At 71.3% G+C, this 23,926-nt stretch carries 3 protein-coding genes (1 of these 3 running past the window's edge); 2 read left to right on the top strand and 1 reads right to left on the bottom strand.

What is annotated here, in order from left to right; genetic code table 11:
• Together V4U86_RS19475 and V4U86_RS19470 are read left to right on the top strand one after the other, a co-directional pair.
• On the top strand, nucleotides 1-20,055 hold the 3' portion of the coding sequence (locus tag V4U86_RS19475) for a non-ribosomal peptide synthase/polyketide synthase (protein WP_395307575.1). Its footprint begins 10,860 nt before the window's first position; only the last 20,055 of its 30,915 coding nucleotides appear in the window; its start codon lies beyond the left edge, outside the window; it ends in the stop codon at nucleotides 20,053-20,055.
• Nucleotides 20,052-23,009: an RND family transporter gene (locus V4U86_RS19470; RefSeq protein ID WP_395307574.1), complete on the top strand. Its 2,958-nt coding sequence runs from the start codon at nucleotides 20,052-20,054 to the stop codon at nucleotides 23,007-23,009. Before V4U86_RS19475 ends, V4U86_RS19470 begins: the two co-directional genes overlap by 4 nt.
• Here V4U86_RS19470 and V4U86_RS19465 read toward each other — a convergent pair.
• On the bottom strand, nucleotides 23,002-23,916 hold the full coding sequence (locus V4U86_RS19465; RefSeq protein WP_395307573.1) for an amidohydrolase family protein: 915 nt from the start codon (nucleotides 23,914-23,916) through the stop codon (nucleotides 23,002-23,004). The two genes, V4U86_RS19470 and V4U86_RS19465, sit on opposite strands and share 8 nt — an antisense overlap.
• Nucleotides 23,917-23,926 lie beyond the last annotated feature (10 nt).

Genomic DNA, 23,926 nt, shown 5'->3' with positions numbered 1-23,926 from the left:
CGTGACCTGCTGATCGCCGAAGGCGTGACGGTGCTGACCCAGACCCCGTCGGCCGCCGCGGTGCTGGACACCGCCGGGATTCGGGCCGACCTGGTGATCGGCGCGGAGGCCTGCCCGCCGGAACTGGTCGACCGCTGGGCACCGGGCCGGGTCATGGTCAATGTGTACGGGCCGACCGAGACAACCATGTGGGCCTGCAAGAGCGCACCCCTGGCGGCCGGGTCCGGAGCCCCGCCGATCGGGTCCCCGACCGCCGGCGCGGCGTTCTTCGTGCTCGACGAATGGCTGCGCCCGGTCCCACCCGGGGTGGTCGGCGAGCTGTACCTGGCCGGGCACGGTGTCGGCGTCGGATACCTGCGCCGAACAGGTTTGACCGCAACACGTTTCATGGCCTGTCCGTTCGGAGAGCCGGGCACCCGGATGTACCGCACCGGTGACCTGGTGGCCTGGCGCGCCGACGGGCAACTGGACTACTTCGGCCGCGCCGACGAACAGGTGAAGGTCCGCGGCTACCGGATCGAACTCGGTGAGGTGCGCTCCGCGCTGGCCGCCGTCGACGGCGTGCAGCAGGCCGTGGTGATCGCCCGCGAGGACAGCCCCGGCGACAGACGTCTGGTGGGCTATGTCACCGGCACCGCCGACCCCGTTGCGGCGCGCGCCGCACTGGCCGAGCGGCTGCCCGGGTACATGGTCCCGTCAGCGGTGCTGGCCGTGCCCGAGATGCCGGTCACGGTGAACGGCAAACTCGACGTCCGGGCATTGCCCGCCCCGGACTTCCAGGAGGCGTCGAGCTACCGGGCTCCCACTGGCGCCGTCGAACAGACGTTGGCCGCTGTCTTCGCCGACACCCTCGGCCTGGACCGCGTCGGCGTCGACGACTCGTTCTTCGACCTCGGTGGCGACTCGCTGTCCACCATGCGGCTCATCGCCGCCATCAACGACGCACTCGACGCCGAGCTGCCGGTGCGCACCGTGTTCGAAGCGCCCACCGTGGCGCAACTGGCGCTGCGGCTGGCCGACGCCGGCACCCAGCGCGCCCCGCTGGCGGCCGTGCAACGGCCCGCGGTGATCCCACTGTCGTTCGCGCAGAACAGATTGTGGCTCGTCGACCAGTTGCAGGGACCGTCGCCGGTGTACAACATCGCGGTCGCGCTGCAGCTGCGCGGCCGGCTCGACACCGGCGCCCTGCGCATGGCACTGGCCGATGTGGTCGTCCGGCACGAGAGCCTGCGCACCGTGTTCGCCGTCACCGACGGCACCCCGCACCAGGTGATCCTGCCCGCCGCGGACACGGTGCCCGGCTGGGACACCGTCGACGCCACCGGCTGGACGTCCGGGCAGCTGGACGCGGCGGTGCACACCGCCGGCCGGCACACCTTCGATCTGGCCACCGAGATCCCGCTGCGGGCAACCCTGTTCCGGGTGGCCGAGGATGACCACCTGCTGGTGACCGTGGTGCATCACATCGCCGCGGACGGCTGGTCGCTGCGCCCGCTGGTCACCGACCTCGGCGCGGCGTATGCGGCGCGGTGCGCGGGCACCGCCCCGGGCTGGGCGCCGCTGCCGGTGCAGTACGTCGATTACACGCTGTGGCAACGCGACCGGCTCGGCGACCTCGACCAGGCCGACAGCCCGATCGCCGCACAGCTCGGCTACTGGGAACAGGCTCTGGCCGGTCTTCCCGAACATCTCGACCTGCCCACCGACCGGTCCTACCCGGCGGTGGCCGACCACCGCGGCGACACCATCGAGGTGAACTGGCCCGCCGACCTTCAGCAGCGCATCGCCCGGACCGCCGCCGCACACAACGCCACCAGCTTCATGGTCGTCCAGGCCGGCCTGCTCGCGCTGCTGTCCAAACTGAGCACCAGTTCCGATGTGGCCGTGGGCTTCCCGATCGCCGGGCGAGCCGACACCGCACTGGACGACCTGATCGGCTTCTTCGTCAACACCCTGGTGCTGCGGGTGGACTTCGGTGAGTTCCCGGCCGGAAACCCCAGCGTCGCCGACCTGCTGGCCCAGGTGCGGGCCCGCAGCCTGGCCGCCTACCAACACCAGGACGTGCCGTTCGAGATGCTGGTGGAGCGGCTCAACCCGGCCCGCAGCCTCACCCATCACCCGCTCGTGCAGGTGCTGCTCGGTTGGCAGAACCTGCCGTGGCAGCACACCGACGGGGCGGCCGGCCTGGTCCTGGGTGACCTGGAGATCACCCCGCAGCCGGTCGATACCCAGGTCGCCCGAATGGATCTGGCCTTCTCGCTGGCCGAGCGGTGGGACAGCGACGGCACCCCGGCCGGGATCGGCGGCATCGTCGAGTACCGCACCGACGTGTACGACGCGGACACCGTTGCCACCCTGGTGAACCGGCTGCAGCACGTGCTGACCGCGATGACGGCCGACGACACGACCACCCTGGCGGCACTCGAGCTGCTCGACGAACCCGAGCACGCCCGGCTGCACCGGCTGGGTAACCTGGACGCCCTGCGGCAACCGTCGGCCACACCGTCCATCCCGGAACTGTTCGCCGGACAGGTGTCGAGCAACCCGGACGCGATCGCGGTCTGCGGGGAACGCACGCTCACCTACGCCGCACTCGATGCGGCCTCCACCCGGCTGGCCCGGCTGCTCACCGCGCACGGTGCCGGTCCCGGGCAGACCGTGGCGCTGTTGCTGCCGCGCTCGGCGGCGGCGATCACCGCGATGCTGGCGGTGCTGAAGACCGGCGCCGCTTACCTGCCGATCGACGCCGGTTGGCCGGGCGAGCGCATCGACTTCGTCCTCGCCGACTCCGCCCCGCTCGCGGTGCTCGGCACCACCGAAACGGTGTCTCGCGCAGCGGACTTCGTGACATTCATCGACATCGACGATGTGCCCGCCGATACGGACGATGCCCCGCTGCCGCTGCCGGCGCCCGAGAACCTCGCGTACCTGATCTACACCTCCGGCACCACCGGGGTGCCCAAGGGCGTCGGGCTCACCCATGCCAACGTCACCCAACTGCTGACAACGCTCGACCTACCGGCCGGAACCTGGAGCCACGCTCATTCACCGGCCTTCGACGTGTCGGTGTGGGAGATCTTCGGTGCGCTGCTGCGCGGCGGACGGGTGCTGGTGGTGCCCGCCGACACCGCTGCCGACGTGCACGCCCTGCACACGCTGCTGGTCGCCGAAGAGGTCGCCGTGCTCACCCAGACCCCCTCGGCGGCAGCGGTACTACCGTCGGAGGGTTTGGAAGCTGCGGTGCTGGTGGCCGTCGGTGAGGCCTGCTCACCCGAGGTGGTGCACAAATGGGCCGCCCCCGGCCGGGTGATGCTGAACGCCTACGGGCCCACCGAGACCACCATGTGCGTCACCATCAGTCGGCCGGTGTCCCCGGACGACGTCTCGATCCCGATCGGCGCGCCGGTGGCACCGGCCGGTCTGCTGGTCCTGGACGGGTGGCTGCGCCCGGTCCCGGTCGGCGTCGTCGGCGAACTGTACGTGGCCGGTCCCGGCGTCGGTACCGGTTACCTGGGCCGCGCCGGGCTGACCGGAACCCGGTTCGTGGCGAGCCCGGTCGGTCCGCCGGGGGAGCGGATGTACCGGACCGGGGATCTGGTGCGCTGGCGGGCCGATGGCCAGCTGGACTATCTGGGGCGGGCCGACGAGCAGGTCAAGATCCGGGGCTACCGCATCGAACTCGGCGATGTGCAAGCCGCTTTGGCGGCGCTGCCCGGCGTGGAGCAGAGCGTCGTCATCGCGCGAGAGGACCGGCCGGGGGACAAGCGCCTGGTCGGCTACCTGACCGGCACCGCCGACCCCGCCGAGGTCCGCGTCGGGCTCGGCGCCCGGCTGCCCGCCTACATGGTCCCGTCCGCCGTCGTGCTGCTCGATGCGCTGCCGCTGACCGCCAACGGCAAACTCGACACCCGCGCGTTGCCGGCACCGGACTACGCGACCGGTGGCTACCGCGCCCCGGCCGGGGCGGTGGAGGAGATCCTGGCCGGTGTGTACGCCGAGGTCCTCGGCGTCGACCGGGTGGGTGTCGACGACTCCTTCTTCGACCTCGGTGGCGACAGCATCACCGCGATGCGGCTCATCGCCGCGGTGAACACCAGCCTGCACAGCAACCTGGCGGTCCGCACCATCTTCGAGGCACCGACCATCGCCGAGCTGGCGCCGCGCATCGGGGACAGCGCCGGCCGCCCGGCACCGCTGGTCGTCGGGGAGCGGCCCGAGGTCATCCCGCTGTCGTTCGCGCAGAACCGGTTGTGGTTCCTGGAGCAGCTGCAGGGGCCGTCCGCGGTGTACAACATGGCCACCACCCTGCGGCTGCGGGGCCACCTGGACACCGGGGCGCTGCGCGCCGCGCTCGACGACGTCATCGCCCGGCATGAGAGCCTGCGCACCCTGCTGGTGGCACCCGACGGCATACCCCAGCAGGTGGTGGTGCCGGCCGAGAACGCCGAATGCGGTTGGCAGTACACCGATGCCACCGACTGGACGGCCGAGGAACTCGACGCGGCCGTCGGCGCCGCAACCCGGCACACCTTCGACGTGGCCACCGAGATCCCGCTGCGCGCACACCTTTTCCGCATCTCCGACGAGGTCCATCTGCTGGCCGCCGCCGTGCACCACGTCGCCGCCGACGGTTGGTCGATGACCCCGCTGGCGCGGGACCTGGGTTTGGCGTACGCGTGCCGCTGCGCCGGGCGGGCACCGGACTGGGCGCCGCTGCCGGTGCAGTACGTCGACTACACGCTGTGGCAGCGCGCCCAATTCGGTGAACTCGACAACGAGGACAGTCCGGTGGCCGGCCAGCTCGCCTACTGGGAGCAGACCCTGGCCGGGCTGCCCGAGCGACTCAGCCTGCCCACCGACCGGCCCTACCCGATGGTCGCCGAACAGCGCGGCGCCGTCGTCCCGGTCCGGTGGCCGGCCGAACTGCAGCGGGCCATCGCCCGGGTGGCCGGCGAGCACCACGCCACCAGCTTCATGGTTGTGCAGGCGGCGCTGGCACTGCTGCTGAGCAGGCTTGGCGCGACCGACGATGTGGCGGTGGGCGTTCCGGTCGCCGGCCGCCGCGACGCCGCGCTCGACGACCTGGTCGGGTTCTTCGTCAACACCCTGGTGCTGCGCACGGAGTTCACCGATCTGCCCGGCGGCAACCCCACCTTCGCCGACCTGCTCGTCCAGGTGCAGGAGCGCAGCCTGGCGGCCTACGAGAACCAGGACGTGTCCTTCGACCTGCTGGTCGAACGGCTCAACCCGGCGCGCAACCTGAGCCACCACCCGCTGGTCCAGGTGATGCTGGCCTGGCAGAACCTGCCCGGCCAACGCGACACCATGTCCGGGCTCACACTCGGCGATCTGCAGATCGACCCGCTGCCGGTGGACACCAAGACCGCCCGGATGGACCTCACCTTCTCGCTGGGCGAACTGTGGTCCGCGGACGGCGGTCTCTCCGGCATCGGTGGCACCGTGGAGTTCCGCACCGATGTCTTCGATCCGGCCACCATCGAGACCCTGATCGGCCGGCTCCAGCGGGTGCTGACCGCCGCGACCGCGGACCCCGCGGTGCCGCTGACGGCGGTGACGCTGCTCGACGACGCCGAACAGCACCGGATCGACGCCCTGGGCCGCCGGGCCCGGCTCTTGGACACCCCCGGCCAGGCTTCGATCCCGGACCTGTTCGCCGACGTGGTCGTCCGCACCCCGCACGCCGCGGCGCTCACCTGCGACGGCACCACGCTGACCTACGCCGAACTCGAGGCCGCCGCGAACCGGCTGGCGCACAAGTTGATCGCCCAGGGCGCGCGTGCAGGCCGGACCGTCGCGATGCTGGCACCACGGTCCGCCGAGGCCATCGTCGCCATCCTCGCGGTGCTCAAGTCCGGGGCGGCCTACCTGCCGCTGGATCCGGCGCTGCCGCCGGCCCGGGTCACCGTCGTCCTGGACGATGCCGCACCGGTTGCGGTGCTCACCACCGACGAGCTGGCCGGGTACCTGCACGGATACCCCGGGACCGTCCTGGACATCGCCGAGCCCCGCCTCGACCAGCCCTCGACACCGCCCGCGACCGGCCCGGCCGCCGATGACCTCGCGTACCTGATCTACACCTCCGGCACCACCGGCGTGCCCAAAGGCGTTGCGGTCAACCACCGCAACGTGGTCTCGCTGATCACCGCACCGGACACCGGCCTGCCCGACACCGGGGTGTGGTCCCAATGGCACTCACTGGCCTTCGATGTGTCGGTATGGGAGATCTTCGGTGCGCTGCTGCACGGCGGTCGGCTGGTGGTGGTGCCCGAGTCGGCCGCCCGCTCCCCGGAGGACCTGCACGCGCTGCTGCTCGCCGAACACGTCACCGTGCTGAGCCAAACCCCCTCCGCGGCAGGCGCTCTGCCCACCGAGGACCTGCACGACGTGACGCTGGTCGTGGCCGGCGAGGCCTGCCCGGCCGAAATCGTGCAACGCTGGCCGGGACCGATGCTCAACGCCTACGGCCCCACCGAGGGCACGATCTACGCCTCGGTCAGCGCCGCCCTCACCCCGGGATCGGGGAGCGGGGTGCCGATCGGATCACCGGCCGGCGGTGCGGCGCTGTTCGTCCTGGACGCCGCATTGCGGCCCGTCCCGCCCGGCGTCGTCGGCGAGTTGTACATCGCCGGCGCCGGGGTGGCCGCCGGTTACCTCAACCGCGGCGCGCTGAGCGCAGCCCGGTTCGTGGCGTGCCCGTTCGGTGGTGGGGGTGCGCGGATGTACCGGACCGGGGATCTGGTGCGTTGGCGGGCCGATGGTCAGTTGGATTATCTGGGTCGGGTCGATGAGCAGGTCAAGATCCGTGGTTACCGGATCGAACTCGGTGATGTGCAAGCCGCGTTGGCCGCTGTGGCAGGAGTGGAGCAGGCGGTGGTCGTCGCCCGTGAGGACCGACCGGGGGACAGGCGTCTGGTCGGTTACCTGACCGGCACCGCCGACCCGGCGCAGGTGCGCATAGACCTGGCCGACACCCTGCCCGGGTACATGATCCCGGCGGCCGTGATCACGCTGCCCGAACTGCCACTCACCGCCAACGGCAAACTCGACGTGCGGGCCCTGCCCGCCCCCGACTACCAGGGCGGCGACTACCAGGCGCCGACCAGTGCGGTCGAGGAGATCCTGGCCGGTATCTACGCCGAGGTCCTCGGGGTCGACCGGGTCGGTGTCGACGACTCGTTCTTCGACCTCGGTGGCGACAGCATCTCCTCGATGCAGGTGGTCACCCGGGCCCGGGCCGCCGGACTGAACTGCCGCACCCGCGACATCTTCGTCGAGCAGACGGTGGCCCGGTTGGCCCGGGTCGCCGGCCTCGGCGCGGACCGGCCCGAGCCGGCCGACGACGGCGTCGGCACCCTGCCTGCCACCCCGATCATGCGCTGGCTCAGCGAGGTTCGCGGACCGACCGGCGAGTTCAACCAGACCATGCTGGTACAGGCGCCCGCCGGCGTGGTGCACGCCGACGTGCTGGCCGTGTTGCAGGCCCTGCTGGACCGGCACGGCGCACTGCGGCTGCGGGTGCTCGACGACACGACCCTGCGGGTCGGTGAGCCCGGCACGGTGTCGGCCGATGACTGCCTGAGCACCGTCGGAGAAATCACCGAGTGGGCGCTCACCGACGCACGCGCGACGCTCGACCCCACCAGCGGCGCGGTGTTGCGGGCGTTGTGGGAACCGGCCACCGGCCGGCTCGCGGTACTGATCCACCACCTCGCGGTCGACGCGGTATCCTGGCGAATCCTGCTGGAAGACATCAACATCGCGTGGTCGCAGCGCCAACACGGACAGCCCGTACAGCTACCGGCCGGTGGCACCTCCCTGCAGCGGTGGGCACATACGCTCACCGAGCACGCCCACCACCCGGACATCGCGGCGCACGCCGCAACCTGGCAGCGGGTCACGGCCACCCCCGCGGCCCTGCCCGCCGTGCGACCCGACCGCGACACCTTTGCCACCGCCGGCCGGCTCTCGGCGCAACTGGACGCCGAGACCACCGCGGCGCTGGAGACCGCGGCCAAGGCCTTCCACGCCGGGGTGCAGGACATCCTGCTCATCGGGTTCGCCCTGGCCACCGGGCATTTCGCCGGCCACCCCGCGGTGCTGATCGACGTCGAGGGTCACGGCCGGCACGAGGAACTGGCCGACGACATCGACCTGTCCCGCACTGTCGGCTGGTTCACCACCAAGTCCCCGGTCGCGGTCCGGCTGTCACAGCTGCCGTGGGGCGACGTGGTCGCCGGCACCGAAGGGCTGGGTGCCGCAGTCAAGGACGCCAAGGAACAACTCCGTGACCTGCCCGACGGTCTGACCTATGGGCTGCTGCGCCATCTGAACTCCGAGGTCGACCTCGAAGGCACCGACCCGGCCATCGGATTCAACTACCTGGGCCGCCAGACCGGCATGACCCACCTCGCCGAGACCCTGTGGCGCCCCGTCACGGACTGGCCACTGGCCGCGGCCGCCTCGGCGATACCCATGCCGCTCATGCACACCCTGGAACTCAACGCGGTGACCACCGACGGCCCGGACGGTCCACAGCTGCAGGCGGATTGGACCTGGGCGCCGTCGGCGTTGACCTCCGAACAGGTCGCCACGCTGAGCGCGCTGTGGTTCGAGGCGCTGACCGGGATCTGCGCGCACGTGCGCAGCGGTGGAGGCGGGCTCACCCCGTCGGACATCCTTCCCGCCCGGCTGAGCCAGCGGCAGATCGACGAGCTGCAGCGCGGACAGCGCATCGCCGACATCCTGCCGCTCACCCCGGTCCAGGAGGGCCTGCTCTTCCACGCCCAGTCCGGCGACCGAACGGACCTGTACGCCGGCCAGGTCAGCGTCGAGCTGACCGGGCCGCTGGACCCGGACCGGCTGCGCGCCGCGGTCGCAAACGTGCTCACCCGCCACCCCCACCTGAGCGCACGCTTCACCCAACCCGGCCCGGTGCAGATCATCCCCGCCGAACCCCACCCGGTTTGGCGCTCCGACGATCTGCGCGCCCACCCGGACGTCCCCGGGGAAATCGACCGGATCCGCGCGGACGAGCGCGCCGCGGTCGGCGACCTGGCCGGCGGCGAGGTCGTGCGGGCCGCGCTGATCCGGACCGCCGACGCCCGGCACCGGTTCGTGCTGACCAACCACCACATCGTGCTCGACGGGTGGTCCATGCCGATCCTGCTGGGGGAGATCCTCGCCGGTTATCACGGCCACCACCTGCCCGCGGCCACCCCGTACCGCACCTTCGTCAGCTGGCTGGCCGACCGGGACCGCGACGCAGCGGCACGGGCCTGGGCCGAATTGCTCAGCGGCCTCGACGAACCCACCGTCATCGGTGTCCCGGTGGCGACGGGTCGAGGTACACGCGGAGTGCAGACCGTCACGCTGCCCGACGGCACCGCCGCGGCGGTGGCCGCGCTGGCACGCGAACAGCGCACCACCGCCAACACGGTGCTGCAGGCCGCCTACGCCCAGGTGCTGTGTTGGCTGACCGGCCGCCACGACGTGGCGTTCGGCACCACCGTGTCCGGCCGGCCGGCCGAGGTGCCCGGCGTAGCGACCATGGTCGGGCTGTTCATCAACACCGTCCCGGTGCGCGCCACCCTGGACGCCTCGACCACCGCCGCCGACCTGATCCAGCGGCTGCACCGCGGCTTCAACGACACCGTCGACCATCAACATCTGGCGCTCAACGAGATTCACCGCATCGCCGGGCACGACCAGCTGTTCGACACCATGTTCGCCTACGAGAACTACCCGGTGGACACGGCGGCGCTGTCGGCCGGCCACGCCCTGGCGGTCACCGATGTGGACGCCTTCGAGTCCAGCCACTACCCGCTGACCGTGCAGGCCCAACCCGGCGCGGACCTGACCCTGCGCATCGAGTACGACGCCGAGACCTTCGATGCGGCCGGCATCGGCGCCCTGACCCGCCGGTTCACCGACGTCCTGGCCGCGATGACCACCGATCCGGACCGCCCGCTCGCCGAGTTGCCCGCGCTGCACGCCGACGAGCTCAGCACACTCCACGAGTGGGGCAACCGGGCGGCGCTGGAACGCCGCACCGCCGGTGCCACGGTCACCGACCGGTTCGCTTGGCAGGTGCACCGCGCCCCGGACGACATCGCGGTGGTCTGCGGTGACCGCGCACTGACCTACGCCGAACTCGACGACGCCTCGAACCGGTTGGCGCACAGTCTCATCGAACACGGCGCAGGACCGGGCCGGACGGTGGCGCTACTGGTGCCGCGCTCGGCCGAGGCGGTCGTGGCGATCCTCGCCGTGCTCAAATCCGGTGCGGCCTACCTGCCGATGGACCCGGTGATGCCCCCGGCACGTATCGAGTTCATGCTCGCCGACGCCGCCCCGGTGGCCGCGGTCACCACCCCAGGTCTCGCCGACCGGTTCGGCGGGTACGACATCGCCCTGCTCGACGCTGACACCCCGGACCCGGTCGATGCCGACAGCCCGGCCGCGGCGCCGCTGGCCGACGACATCGCCTACGTCATGTACACCTCGGGCACCACCGGACGGCCCAAAGGCGTTGCCATCAGCCACCGCAACCTCACCGCGCTGTTCGACGGCGCGCAGCTCGGCATCGACATGGCGCCCGGGCAGGTGTGGTCCCAGTTCCACTCCTATGCCTTCGACTTCTCGGTGTGGGAGATCTGGGGCGCGCTGCTGCACGGCGGACGGCTCGTGGTCGTCCCCGACGACGTCGCCCGCTCCACCCCGGAGTTCCACGACCTGCTGGTCCGCGAACACGTCACCGTGCTGTGCCAAACCCCGTCGGCCGCCGCCCTGCTGCCCACCGACGGCCTGGACGCGCTGTCCCTGATGGTCGGCGCGGAGGCCTGCCCGCCGGAGCTGGTGGACCGCTGGGGCGAGCAGCCCGGCGACGACGAGCCCGGCCGGGTGATGGTGAACCTGTACGGCCCCACCGAAACCACGATCTGGGCCGCGGCCAGCGCCCCGCTGCGCGCCGGGGCCGGCACGGCCCCGATCGGCACACCACCGTCCGGTGCGGCCCTGTTCGTCCTCGACGAATGGCTGCAACCGGTGCGTCCGGGAGCGGCCGGCGAACTGTACGTCGCGGGCGCCGGGGTCAGCGTCGGCTACTGGAACCGCCCGGATCTGACCGCGGGCCGGTTCCTGCCGTGCCCGTTCGGTCCGCCCGGAGAGCGCATGTATCGGACCGGGGACCTGGTCCGCTGGGGCGCCGACGGGCAGCTGCAGTATCTCGGCCGCGCCGACGAACAGGTCAAGATCCGCGGCTACCGCATCGAACTCGGCGAGGTCCGGTCCGCTCTGGCCGCCGTCGAGGGCGTCGAGCAGGCCGCGGTCATCGTGCGCACCGACGACGCCGGGCGACGACGGCTGCTCGGCTACATCACCGGACCCGCCGACCCGGCCGCCGTGCGCGCCGCGGTCGCCGACCGACTGCCCGCCTACATGGTCCCCGCCGCGGTCACCGCACTGGACGCCCTGCCGTTCACGGTGAGCGGCAAGCTCGATGTGCGCGCCCTGCCGGAACCGGACTACACCGCCGCGCCACACCGCGCCCCGGGCAGCGTCGCCGAACAGCTGCTGGCCGACATCTTCGCCCGCGTCCTAGGTGTGCCCCGGGTGGGCGTCGACGACTCGTTCTTCGATCTCGGCGGGGACTCGCTGTCCAGCATGCGGCTGATCGCCGAGATCAACGCCGCCCTGGACATCGACCTGCCGGTGCGCGCGGTGTTCGAGGCGCCCACCGTCGCCCGGCTCGCCCAGCGCGTCGCCGACGGCGCCGCCGCACGGCAACCGTTGGTGGCCGGGCCCCGCCCGGCGCAGATCCCACTGTCCTTCGCGCAGAACCGGCTGTGGCTGGTCGACCAGGTGCAGGGGCCGTCGGCGGTCTACAACATGGCCTCGGCGCTGCGCTGCAGTGGACCCCTGGACACCGCGGCGCTGCGCGAGGCACTGGTCGACGTGGTCAGCCGGCACGAAACCCTGCGCACCCTGTTCGCCGCCCCGCAGGGCACCCCTCATCAGGTGGTGGTGCCGGCGGAGGATGCCGACTTCGGTTGGCGCATCGTCGAAGCCGGCGACTGGCCGGCCGACCGGCTGCACGACGAACTGCAGGACACCGCACGGCGGACCTTCGACCTGAGCACCGACCTCCCGCTGCGGGTCACGCTGTTCCGGATCAGCGATGAGGACCACATCCTGGTCACCGTGCTGCACCACATCGCCGCCGACGGCTGGTCGATGCGCCCGCTGGTCGCCGACCTGTCCGGCGCCTACGCCGCCCGCTGCGCCGGCCAGGCACCGGACTGGGACCCGCTGCCGGTGCAGTACGTCGACTACACCCTGTGGCAGCGCGCCCAATTCGGCGACCTGCAGGACGACACCAGCCGGGTCGCCGCGCAACTCGGCTACTGGGAGCACACGCTGGCCGGCCTGCCCGAACGGCTCGACCTACCCACCGACCGGCCCTACCCGCTGATCGCCGATATGGCCGGCGACACCGTCGGCGTGGACTGGCCGGCCGCCCTGCAGGAGCAGATCACCCGGGTGGCCCGCGAACACGACGCCACCGTCTTCATGGTGCTGCAGGTCGCCCTGATGGCGCTGCTGTCCCGGATCAGCGCCAGTACCGATGTGGCCGTGGGCTTCCCGATCGCCGGGCGAGGCGACCCGGCACTCGATGACCTCGTCGGGTTCTTCGTCAACACCATGGTGCTGCGCGCGGACCTGTCCGACGACCCGAGTTTCGCCGACCTGCTGGCGCAGGTCCGCACCCGCAGCCTGGAGGCGTTCGAGAACCAGGACGTGCCGTTCGAGGTGCTGGTGGAGCGACTGAATCCGGCCCGCAGCCTGACCCACCATCCGCTGGTGCAGGTGATGCTGTCCTGGCAGAACTTCACCGAACTGCATGACGCGGCCGGCGGGCCCGGACTCAAAGGCGTTGATGTCAGCGCGGTCCCGTTGACCACCCGGTCCGCCCGGATGGACCTGACCTTCTCACTGGCCGAACGGTGGACCGCGACCGGGACCCCGGCGGGCATCGGCGGCGAGGTCGAGTTCCGCACCGACGTGTTCGACGCCGCCACCATCGGCACTCTGGTCACCCGGCTGGAGCGGGTACTGGCGGCGGTCACCGCCGACCCGCACCGGCCGCTGTCGGCGGTCAGCCTGCTCGACGAGCAGGAGCGGACCCGCCTCCACGAACTCGGGCACACCGCGGCGCTGTCCGACGCCCCGGACACCCCTGCGTCGCTGGTCCACGCCTTCACCGGGCAGGTGGCCCGCACCCCGCACGCGGTCGCGCTGACCGACCAGGACCGGTCCTGGACCTACACCGAACTCGACGCGCTGTCGGACCGATTGGCCCAGCTGCTGGCGGGCCGCGGTGCCCGGCCCGGGCAGACCGTGGCACTGCTGTTCCACCGGTCGGCGGCGGCGATCACATCGATCCTGGCGGTCCTCAAGGCCGGAGCAGCCTACCTGCCCGTCGACCCGGCACTGCCGGACGCGCGGATCGGCTTCATGCTCGACGACTCGGCCCCGGTGGTGGTGCTCACCTCCGCCGAGCTGACCGGCCGGGTCGACGAAAGTGACTGTGTCGTGGTCGATCTCGACGATCCCGCGCTGCACGCTCAGCCGACTGCGGCACTGCCCGGCCCGGCCGTCGACGACCTGGCGTACCTGATCTACACCTCGGGCACCACCGGCATACCCAAGGGGGTGGCGATCACCCACCGCAATGTGCTGGGACTGCTGGGGCCGGTGGGTGACGGGCTGGCACCGGCCGGTGCGTGGAGCCAGTGGCATTCGCTGGCCTTCGACGTGTCGGTGTGGGAGATCTTCGGTGCGCTGCTGCGCGGCGGCCGGCTGGTCGTCGTGCCCGAATGGGTGGCCCGCTCCCCGGAGGACCTGCACGCCCTGTTGGTCGCCGAGCAGGTCACGGTGCTGACCCAGACCCCGTCGGCGGCAATGATGTTGTCCCAGGAAGGGTTGTCGGCGACCACCCTGGTGGTGGCCGGGGAGGCCTGCCCGGCCGAACTGGTCGACCGGTGGGCCGACGGCACCCGGATGCTCAACGCGTACGGCCCCACCGAGGGCACCATCTATGCGACGGTCAGCGCACCGCTGCGGGCCGAGTCGCAGACCACTGCGCGCCCGGTACCGATCGGCGCGCCGGTGCCCGGGGCGGCCGCCTTCGTGCTCGACGAACGGCTGCGGCCGGTACCGGTCGGCGTCGTCGGCGAACTGTACATCGCCGGAACGGGTGTCGCGGCCGGGTACATGGGGCGCGGGGGACTGACCGCCACCCGATTCCTGCCCTGCCCGTTCGGTCCGCCCGGGCAGCGGATGTACCGGACCGGGGACCTGGTGCGCTGGGGTGCCGACGGGCAGCTGGAGTATCTGGGCCGGGCCGACGAACAGGTGAAGGTCCGCGGTTTCCGGATCGAACTCGGGGACGTGCAAACGGCGTTGGCCGCACTCGACGGTGTCGAGCAGGCGGTGGTGATCGCCCGTGAGGACCGACCGGGGGACAAGCGCCTGGTCGGCTACATCACCGGCGGCGCGGATCCGGTGGCCGCGAGGGAGGCCCTGACCGGCGTGCTGCCCGGCTACATGGTGCCGACCGCGGTGGTCGCGATCGAGGCACTCCCGTTGACCCCCAACGGCAAACTGGACAAGCGGGCCCTCCCGGCGCCCAGCTACGAACAGCCCGACCGGTACCGGGCACCGGGCACCGCGATCGAGGAACTGCTGGCCGGCATCTTCGCCGAGGTCCTCGGGCTGGAGCGGGTCGGGGTCGACGATTCGTTCTTCGAACTCGGCGGCGACAGCATCATGTCGATGCAGGCGGTGGCCCGGGCCCGGGCGGCCGGCCTGACCTGCCGCCCGCGGGACATCTTCGTCGAGCAGACCGTGTCGCGGCTGGCCCGGGTGGTCGGCGTCGCCGACGGTGAGGCCGCCCACGACGACGGCGTGGGCCCGGTGGTCGCCACCCCGATCATCCGCTGGCTCGCCGAGGTCGACGGTCCGACAACGGAGTTCAACCAGACCGTGGTGCTGCAGGCACCGTCGGGTGCCACCGGACACGATGTGCACATGGTGCTGCAGGCCGTCCTGGACCGCCACGGTGTGCTCCGGATGCGCGCCGACGGCACCGATCTGCACGTCCCCGAGCCCGGTGCCCTCGACGCACGCGACTGCGTGACCGTGGTGGACGACCTCACCGAGACCGCGGTGCTGACCGCACGGACGCAGTTGGCGCCCCGATCCGGGATGCTGCTACGGGCGCTGTGGGTGACCCGCACCGAGCAGCTGGTGCTGATCGTGCACCACCTGGCCATCGACGGAGTGTCCTGGCGAATACTGTTGGAGGACATCAACATCGCCTGGGGGCAACACCGCAGCGGACAACCGGTGGTGCTGCCCGCCGCGGGCACCTCGTTCGCCCGGTGGTCCGAACAGCTGGCCGCCCACGCCCGCAGCGCGGACGTACGCGCCGACGCGCCGGCCTGGCGGCGGATCGCCGCGACCCCGGCCGTGCTGCCCGCGGCAACGGACACCTACGCCGACGCCGGCCGGCTGTCGGTGTCCCTGGACGACCCCGAAATGGTGCAGCAGCTGCTGGGCGCCGTGCCGAAGGCCTTCCACACCGGGGTACACGACATCCTGCTGCTCGGATTCGCGCTGGCCGCAGCCGAATTCGTCGGCGAGCAACACATCGCCATCGATGTAGAGGGCCACGGCAGGCACGAAGACCTCGCCGAGGACATCGACCTGTCCCGCACCGTCGGCTGGTTCACCACCAAATACCCGGTGGCCCTGACCCTGGAGGATCTGGACTGGGCGCAGGTCCGTGCCGGTGACACCGCGCTGGGGGCGCTGCTCAAGAACGCCAAGGAACAGCTGCGGGCGCACCCGGACGGCCTGGGCTACGGCCTGCTGCGCTACCTCGACGACACCACCGATCTGGACGGTCCGGACCCGACCATGGGGTTCAACTACCTCGGCCGGCTCGGCGGGGGAGCCGAGCTGCCCGACGGGCTGTGGCGGCTGGCGACCAACGGTGCGGAGGCCACCGCGGTGAGCGCCGCGGTGCCGATGCCGCTCATGCACACCGTGGAACTCAACGCGGCCACCGTGGACACCCCGGACGGGCCTGCGCTGCACGCCAACTGGACCTGGGCCCGGTCGGTGCTCGACGCCGAGCAGGTCGACCGGTTGGCCCGGCTGTGGTTCCAGGCCCTGCAGGGCATCTGCGCGCATGTGCGCACCGGCGGCGGCGGACTCACCCCCTCGGACATCGCGCCGGCCCGCCTGAACCAGCGGCAGATCGACGAACTGGCGGCGCGGCACCCGATCGCCGACATCCTGCCGCTGACCCCGCTGCAGCACGGCCTGCTGTTCCACGCCGGCACCGCCGAGGCAGCCGATCTCTATGCGGTGCAACTGGATCTGACGCTGGAAGGGGCACTGGACCCCGACCGGCTGCGGGACGCCGTGCGCACGGTGCTCAAGCGGCACCCGCACCTGGCCGCCCGGTTCGAGGAACGCTTCGGCGAACCCGTCCAGATCGTCCCCGCCGACCCGGACATCCCGTGGCGCCACCTCACCGACGGCGCCGACGTCGCCGCCCTGCGCGCGGCCGACCGCGCCGCCGTCTGCGCCCTCGACGACCACCCGCCCATCCGGGCCACCGTGGTCCGCACCGGAGCGCACCGGCACCGGCTGATCCTGACCAACCACCACATCGTGATGGACGGGTGGTCGCTGCCGATCCTGCTGCACGAGATCTTCGCCGCCTATCACGACCACCGGCTCCCGGCGCCCGCACCGTACCGGACCTACGTGGCGTGGCTGGCCGGCCGTGACCTCGACGCCGCCCGCACGGCGTGGGCCGAGACGCTGGCCGGGTACGACACCCCGACCCTGCTCGGGCCACTGAATCCGCAGGGCGACCGGGCGGTCCGCTCCTACACACTGTCCGAGGACGTCACCCGAGGCGTGGGCGAGCTGGCCCGGGACCGGCGCACCACCGCGAATGTGGTGTTGCAGGCCGCCTACGCCCAGCTGCTGATGCGGTTGACCGGGCAGCGTGATGTCACCTTCGGCACCCCGGTCTCGGGCCGGCCCGCCGATGTTGCCGGTGCCGATGCGATGGTGGGCCTGATGATCAACACGGTGCCGGTGCGCGCCACCGCCACCGCGACCGACACCGCCGCCGATCTGCTCGCCCAGATCCAGTCCGCGCACAACGCGACCCTGGACCACCAGCACCTGGCGCTCAACGAGATTCACCGGGTGGCGGGCCACGACCAATTGTTCGACACCATGTTCGCCTACGAGAACTACCCGCTCGGCGCGGCCGTCGCCGGCACCGGGGACACCCTGGCCGTCACCGACTTCGACGCACACGAGCAGAACCACTACCCGCTGACCGTGCAGGTCGCCCCCGGGGCGGCCCTGGGCCTGCGCGTGGAGTACGACACCGAGGTCTTCGACGACGCCCGGATCGACGCGCTGGTACGACGATTCGAGCGGCTGCTGACCGCGATGGTCACCGACCCGGACCGGGCGCTGGCATCGATCGACCTGCTCGACGACGCCGACCACGCCCGGCTGGACGGCTTCGCCCACCGCGCCGTCCTGGCCACGCCCGGGCCCGCCACCTCCATCCCGCAGCTGTTCACCGCGCAGGTGGCCCGCACCGCGGATGCGGTGGCGCTCACCGACCGAGACCGGTCCTGGACCTACACCGAACTCGACCAGGCCGCAAACCGGCTGGCGCATCTGCTGATCGGGCACGGCGCCGGGCCGGGACGGGTCGTGGCGCTGGTGTCCGGACGCTGCGCGGAGGCCGTCATCGCAATCCTCGCGGTGCTCAAGAGCGGAGCGGCCTACCTGCCCATCGACCCCGCGATGCCGCCCGACCGGCGGGAGTTCATGCTCGCCGATACCGCCCCGATCGCGGTGCTCAGCACCGAGGACCCCGCACTGTTCGGTGGCCTGACCGTCATCGACCCGGCCGATCCGGCACTGGCCGGACAGCCGGTCACCGCACCCACGCCGCCGGCACCGGACGACACCGCCTACGTCATCTACACCTCCGGCACCACCGGCATCCCCAAAGGTGTTGTGGTCAGCCACCGCAACGTGACCGGGCAGTTCGCGACGCCGGTCATCGAACCCGCCGCACAGGTCTGGGCGCAGTGCCACTCGTATGCGTTCGACTTCTCGGTGGGGGAGATCTGGGCGGCGCTGCTGCACGGCGGCCGACTGGTGATCGTGCCCGAGTCCGTCACGGCGGCACCGGAGGAGTTCCACGCCCTGCTGCGCGCCGAACGGGTCACCGCGCTGGGGCAGACCCCGTCGGCGGCCGTCATGCTGGCGCGGGAGGGGCTGGAGTCGCTGACGCTGCTGGTCGGCGGCGAACCATGTCAGGCCGAACTGGTGGACCGCTGGGCTCCCGACGGCACCATCGTCAACATCTACGGGCCGACCGAGGCCACGGTGTACGCCACGGTGAGCACACCACTGAGCGAGGGCGGGCCGATGCCGATCGGGTCCGCCGTGCCGGGGGCGGCGACCTTCGTGCTCGACGAGTTCCTGCGGCCGGTCCCGGTCGGGATGGTCGGGGAACTGTACGTGGCCGGCACCGGGGTGGCCGCCGGGTACGGGGGACGCCCCGCACTGACCGGCACCCGCTTCGTGCCCTGCCCGTTCGGCGAACCCGGGCAACGCATGTACCGCACCGGGGACCTGGCCCGGTGGCGTGCGGACGGTCAACTCGACCACCTGGGCCGCGCCGACGAGCAGGTCAAGATCCGTGGCTTCCGCATCGAACTCGGTGACGTGCGCGCGGCGTTGGCGGCCCAGGACGGCGTCGAGCAGGCGGCCGTCATCGTCCGCGAGGACCGGCCCGGGGACCGACGCCTGGTCGGTTATGTCACCGGCGGCGCGGACCCCGCCGACCTGCGTGCGGCACTGGCCGACCGGCTGCCCGGCTACATGGTCCCGTCCGCGGTGCTGGCCGTCGAACAGCTGCCGGTGACCGTCAACGGAAAGCTCGACACCCGCGCGCTGCCCGCCCCGGAGTACACCGGCAGCCATGTCGCGCCGAGCACGGCCACCGAAATCATGTTGGCCGGTGTCTTCGGCGAGGTGCTCGGCCTGGCCCGGGTCGGCGCCGACGCATCTTTCTTCGATCTGGGCGGTGACAGCATCGCCGCGATGCGTCTGGTCGGCGCCGTCAATGCGGCGACCGGCGGGGAGCTGTCGGTGTCGGCGATCTTCGAGGCCCCGACGGTGGCCGCCCTGGCAGCCCGGCTGGACAGCGGCGCCCCGGCGGCCGGCCCCACCGTCGCGCCGGTGCAGGTGCTGGGAAGCGGCACCGGCACACCGGTCTTCACCCCGCATGCTGTCAGCGGCGTCAGCTGGCACTACCAGGTCCTCACCGGTGTGCTGGACGCCCCGGTCGTCGGCGTCCAGCAGGCCACCGACGATGCGCCGCCGGCGGCGCTGACCGAGCTGGCGGCCCGGCACGCCGACCGGATCGAAGCCCACCATCCGGGTGGCCCGTACCGGCTGCTCGGCTGGTCCTACGGTGGGGTGCTGGCGCACGCGATCGCGGTCGAGCTGCAACGCCGGGGCGGTATCGTCGAGCGGCTGGTGCTGCTGGACGCCGAACCCACGCTCGGCGACACGGCCGACCCGGCGGTGGACCGCGGCCAGGTCGACGAATTGATCGGAGAACGAGGGGATCTGGACATCACCGGGCTACTCGACCAGATGGTGGACAACGTCGCGATCAACATCGACCTGTATCGGGCGCACCGGGCCGAGACGTTCGCCGGGGAGCTGATCCTGTTCTCCGCGCAGCGCGACGATCCCGACCGCGCCGGCCACCTGGCCCGGGCCTGGTCCCCGCACGTGCAGGGCCGGGTCACGGTGCACCCGCTGGACTGCACCCATCAGGACATGCTGAGCCCGGAGACCCTGGCCGGCTACGCCGACCGGCTGCGGCGACTGTTCGGTGAGGCACCGTGAAATCGGTATGGCCCGCCCGGTCCCGCATCGGGACCGGACGGTTCACGGTCAACGCCGCCTTCGGTGTGCTCGGCCGCATCGTGGTGCGCCGCCCGTGGTGGGTGATCGCGACGTGGCTGATGCTGGCCGCCGTGTTGGCGAGCACGATCCCGCCGCTGATCCAGCTGGCCAGCGACCGCGACCAGGAGATGCTGCCCGCCGACGCCGCGGTGATGGTGGCGACCGAGCAGATGACCGAGGCGTTCGGCGAGCCCGGCATCCAGAACATAGCCCTGGTCGTGCTCACCGACGACGACGGCCTCGACGAGGACGACGAGGCCGTCTATCGCCGACTGGTCGACGAATTACACGGCAACGTACGCGATGTGGTGATGGTGCAGGACTTCATCACCCAGCCACCGCTGCGCGAGGTGTTCCAGAGCAAGGACGACAAGGCCTGGTTCATCCCGGTCGGCATCGTGGGGGAGTTGGGCTCCCCGGAGTCCAGCGAGGCGTACAAGCGCGTCGTCGAGACCGTCGAGAACACCGTCGCCGGGTCGGACCTGACCCTGCACATGACCGGCCTGACCGCCACCGTCGCCGAACGCGAGGCGATCGGGGTCAAGGACCTGCGGTTGATCGAAACCGTCACGGTGGGCCTGGTTCTGATCATCCTGCTGATCGTCTACCGCAGCATCGTCACGATGCTGTTGCCGCTGCTGACCATCTCCATCTCCCAGGTGGTCGCCAGCCAGTTCGTGGCCGCGCTCGCCGAGATGGGACTGGCCATCTCCCAGCAGACGCTGGTGTTCATGTCGGCGATGATGATCGGCGCCGGCGTCGACTACGCGGTGTTCCTGATCAGCCGCTACCACGAATACCTGCGGGCCGGGTTGGCCTCGGAGGAGGCGGTGGCGCAGGCGATCACCGCGATCGGCAAGGTGATCGCCGCCTCGGCGGCCACCGTCGCGGTCACCTTCCTGGGCATGGGATTCACCACCCTCAAGGTGTTCTCCACCGCCGGACCGGCGCTCGCGGTGTCGATCGCGGTGGCCTTCGTGTCCTCGATCACCCTGCTGCCGGCGTTCCTGGTGTTGTGCGGGCGGCGCGGCTGGGCCAAACCCCGGCGTGAACTCACCAAGCAGTTCTGGCGCCGCTCGGCCATCCGGATCGTGCGCCGGCCCACCGCGCACCTGGTCGGCAGCCTGCTGATCCTGGTGCCGCTGGCGCTGTGCGTGATGGTGATGGACACCAGCTACGATGCGCGCACCGCGCTGCCCCCGGACGCGGAGAGCAACGTCGGCATGGCTGCCATCGAGGAACACTTCCCGGCCAGTATCACCGCGCCGCAGTACATCTTCATCCAGTCGCCGCACGACCTGCGCACGTCCGAGGCGCTGGCGGACCTCGAGCAGATGGCGCAGCGGGTCAGCCAGCTGCCCGACATCGAGACCGTCCGCGGCGTCACCCGGCCCACCGGGGAACCGCTGGAGCAGGCCACCCTGAGCTACCAGGCCGGACTGATCGGGGACAAGCTCGCCGACGCCTCCGCCAAGATCACCGAAAGCACCGACGCGCGCTCCCAGCTGACCGGGGGCGCGGACAAACTGGCCGAGAGCCTGGCCTCGGTGCGCGGTCAGCTCACCCAGGCCACGAAGGTCTTCGACGGCCTGAAGAAGACGATGGCCGATGTGCGCAGACAGCTCACCGATTCCGAGTTGCTGCCCAAGATGCCCGGCGATGCGCCGTTGGTCCAGGACGCGGACAGCTTCAAACAGTCGCTGGAGTTCACCCGCTTCGTGGTGACCACCCTGCGGGGCAACCCCGCGTGCGACGTCGACCCGGCCTGTGTCACCGAGCGGGACCGCTGGCAGCGCGTGGTCGAGACGCTCGACAAGGTGCAGCCCGCGATGGATGCGGCCGGCAAGGTGCTGTCCTCGCTGGGTTCGGCCAACAGCGGTGGGCTGCAACAGCAGATCGCCAAGATCGACCAGGGCGCCGCCGCGCTGGCCGAGGGCAGCCGTCAACTCGCCGACGGGGTGAAGACCCTGGACGAGCAGACCGACGAACTCGGTGACGGGCTGGAGGACGCGGCGACGTTCCTGCGGTCGATGCAGCGCAATGCGACCGACCCGGGCACCGCAGGATTCTTCGTGTCCCCGGAAATCCTGGACAACAAGAGCTTCCAGGATGTCGTCGAGGTGTTCATGTCGCCCGACGGGCGCTCGGCACGGTATCTGGTGGAGTCCCGCCTGGCGCCCTACGACGTCGCGGCGATGGACCAGGTGAAGGACATCCTGGCCACCGCCCGGGGCGCCCAGGTCAACACGGCGCTGGCGGACGCGACCATCTCGATGTCGGGCATGACGCCCTACTACAGCGAACTTCGTGACTTCTACGACCGCGACCTGCTGTTCATCGTGGTGATGACCGTACTGGTGGTCTTCGTCATCCTGGTGCTGCTGCTGCGTGCCGTGGTCGCACCGCTGTATCTGGTTGTCTCGGTGGTGATCTCGACACTGTCGGCGCTCGGTATCGGGGTGCTGGTGCTGCAGGTGATGGCCGATCAGGCCATCGCGGCGAGCACCCCGGGCCTGGCGTTCATCGTGCTGGTCGCCGTCGGAGCGGACTACAACATGCTGCTGATATCCCGGATCCGCGACGAATCCCCGCACGGCATCAAATCCGGGGTGGTCAAGACGGTCCGCGCGACCGGCAGTGTGATCACCTCGGCCGGAATGATCTTCGCCGCGCCGATGCTGGCGATGTGTTTCTCCAGCATCAGTTCGATGGTGCAGGGCGGCTTCATCATCGGCGTCGGATTGCTGCTCGACACGCTGCTGGTGCGCACCCTGACCGTGCCGGCGTTGGCGGTGCTGGTGGGCAGACACAACTGGTGGCCGTCCGGGCGGCGACGCCGTCGCGCACCGCGGGCCGAACCCCCGCTCGACCAGGACGCCGTCCCGGTCAGCTGAACAGCCGGTGCGCGTTATCCCGGGTCCGGGCAGTCAGATTCGGGTCGACCTGCGCGGTGTTCCGGTCCACGAACGGGGCCGGTGCGAACGGGATGTCGCTGCCGTAGAGCAGCCGGTCGGTGCCCACCACCTCGGCGGCCAGTGCCAGCGCCTCCGGGGAGGCCGACAGCGCGACGTCGTAGTAGAAGCGGCGCAGCTGATCGCGGACCGGTTCGCGCCGGCCACCGTGCGCGGACGGGAAGTCGTCGAGCATCGACAGTCGCCAGGCCGCCCACGGCAGGGTGCCGCCGAGGTGGGAGAGCACCAGTTTGAGATTCGGGTAGCGCGCCGGGGTTTCGGTGAGGATGAGCTCGGCGACCATGCGGGTGGTGTCGAAGGTGAACTCCAGCACCGGCGCCGGCAGCAGCAGTCGGGCGTCGACCATCGCCGGCGGCAGGTTGGGGTGTACATGCACGACCGCATGCCGGCGGTCCAGCTCGGCCAACACCGGTTCGAAGCGCCGGTCGCCGAGATAGCGGCCCTCGTAGTTGGTGAGCACCGCGACGCCATCGAGGCCCAGAACGTCGAGTGCGTACGCGATTTCGGTCAGTGCGGCGTCGACGTCGGGCAGCGGCAGCAGGGCGAATCCGCCCAGTCGGTCCGGGTGCCGCAGGCTCAGATCGGCCATGGTCCGGTTGCACGACCGCGCCAGCGCGGGTCGGTCGGTGGGCTCCAGCGGGGCCAGGGCAGGCGCCGACACCGACAGCACGGCCCGGTCGATGTGCAACGCCGCCATGCGTTCCAGCATCGAGGTCTCGTCCCATGCCGGTTGCGGTATGCCGCCGACCGAACCGCCGGTGGCCGCGTCGACCGCCGCACGGTAATCCGGCGGGACCAGATGCTGGTGTACGTCGATCAAACCGGACACCAGGCCAACG

This window comes from Mycobacterium sp. AMU20-3851 (assembly GCF_043974665.1).
Lineage (GTDB): Bacteria > Actinomycetota > Actinomycetes > Mycobacteriales > Mycobacteriaceae > Mycobacterium.
Note: the sequence above shows the minus strand (reverse complement) of the source record. Positions and strands in the feature narration are given on the sequence as shown.